This window comes from Novacetimonas pomaceti, assembly GCF_003207955.1.
In the GTDB taxonomy this organism is placed as follows: Bacteria; Pseudomonadota; Alphaproteobacteria; order Acetobacterales; family Acetobacteraceae; genus Novacetimonas; species Novacetimonas pomaceti.
This window is the reverse complement of the sequence record NZ_NOXG01000083.1, coordinates 1-1,802: the sequence shown is the minus strand read 5'-3', so window position 1 is coordinate 1,802 and position 1,802 is coordinate 1. Positions and strand designations below refer to the sequence as shown.

At 63.5% G+C, this 1,802-nt stretch carries 1 protein-coding gene; it reads right to left on the bottom strand.

Going from position 1 to position 1,802, the window contains the following annotated elements:
• Positions 1 to 122: 122 nt before the first annotated feature.
• The gene (gene tnpC, locus CFR71_RS15650) at positions 123 to 1,700 is read right to left on the bottom strand and encodes an IS66 family transposase (protein ID WP_110532228.1); all 1,578 of its coding nucleotides are present in this window, start codon (positions 1,698 to 1,700) and stop codon (positions 123 to 125) included.
• Between the last annotated feature and the right edge of the window lie 102 nt (positions 1,701 to 1,802).

Sequence of the window (1,802 nt, the reverse complement as noted above, 5' to 3'; positions counted from 1 at the left end):
CAACTGTTATCTGGAGAGGAATGTCTCGCCTGGCAGATATCGTTACAGGTGCTCTCTCCTATCAAATTACAGAAGAAAAAATTTATGGGTAACTGCAAGCCGACGAGGACCACAGGCATGCGTCAGGCCGCCTGTGTATGATTGGCGTGACGGGTGTTTTTCCAGTTCCAGGGGAGCAGTTCGTGCAGGCGTGAGACGGGCTGGTCGTTGATCCGGGCGAGAACGTCGGCGAGCCAGGCCTGGGGATCGACGTCGTTGAGCTTTGCGGTGACGATGAGGGAATACATATCGGCCGCGCGCTGGCCGCCCCGATCGGAACCGGCGAACAGCCAGGCTTTCCTGCCAAGGGCGATGCCGCGTAGTGCGCGTTCAGCGGCATTGTTGGTCAGGCAGATCCGTCCGTCGGAGAGGAACCGGGTAAAACTCTCTGGCCTGCGCAGGATATAGGCCATGGCTGTGGCAACGGGGGTCTTCTTCGACAGGCGGGCGCAACTTTCGCGCATCCAGGCGAGCAGGCCATCGACCATGGGAGCGATGCTTTCCTGTCGCACAGCGAGACGCTGCGCCGACGTTGCGCCATTGATGGCGCGCTCAGCCTCAAAGATTGCGTCGATCCTGCGCACGGCCTCCACGGCAAGAGGTGCGCGGCCGAGTTCGGCCAGCCTGAACAGGCCGCGTCGGGCATGCGCCCAGCAGCCCGCCGGCATGACGGGTGCCGGTTTGCGGTCGGCGTCGAACAGCCGGTTGTAGCCGCCATAGGCGTCGGATTGCAGGATACCGCTCCAGCCGGCGAGATGCGCCGTGGGATGTTCGCCCTTGCGGTCACGGGAGTAGCGGAACCAGGCCGCGGGCGGTGCGGGGCCGCCGAATGGCCGGTCATCGCGCACATAGGTCCACAATCGCCCGGTCACGGTGCGGCTTTTCGCCAGCACCGGCACCGTGGTGTCGTCGCCATGCAGCCGGTGTGCCGCCAGCACATGGGCGCGGATCTGCGCGATCAGCGGCGCCAGGGTGGCGGTGCTGGCACCCACCCAGTCAGCCAGCGTGGAGGTGTCGAGATCGATTCCTTCGCGGGCAAAGGCCTCGCTTTGGCGGTTCAGCGGCAGGTGATCGGCAAATTTGCCGGTCAGGATCGTCGACAGCAGCCATGGCCCGGCGCGGCCCCGAGCGATCGGATGGAACGGTGCCGGCGGCTGGGTGATGCTTTCGCAGTCCCTGCAGGAGAATTTCTCCCGCACCGTCTGGATTACCCTGAATTGTCTGGGGACGACTTCCAGCGTCTCGGTCATGCTCTCGCCCAGTTTTGCCAGACGGGATGAGCCACAGCATGGGCAGTGCACGGGGGCTGGGATAACGACCCTTTCACGCGGCAGAGCCGCAGGGAATGGCCGGCGCGCCGGGCGCTGCCGCTCAACACCCGTTTCCGATGCCCTGGCCATGGTCTCTGGCGCGTTGGCGGGATCGTCTTCGGCGATCGCCGTTTCCAGATCCTCGAGTTCGAGTTCCAACTGCTCAAGCAGGCGTCGGCCGCGCTCAGAGGACGCACCGAAGCGATCCTGCCGCATCTTTGCGATCAGCAATTTCAGATGCGCGACCATCGCCTCGGCACCCGTTGCGCGCCGTTCAGCCTCCTGACGGGCCACCTCGGACGCTGCCAGGGCCGCCCGCAGGCGATCGATCTCCGATATCCCGGTCTCCATACGTAATACCAACCATTGTTTGGCCTGACTCACGGGGTACCCATCGGTTTAAAAATGTGATTCATAGGATGCAGACCATTCTCTGAAGGAGGCATTCTGGAT

Excerpts from the sequence above, each read along its gene's own strand:
- tnpC (WP_110532228.1), bottom strand. The coding sequence starts at position 1,700 with ATGGAGACCGGGATATCGGAGATCGATCGCCTGCGGGCGGCCCTGGCA.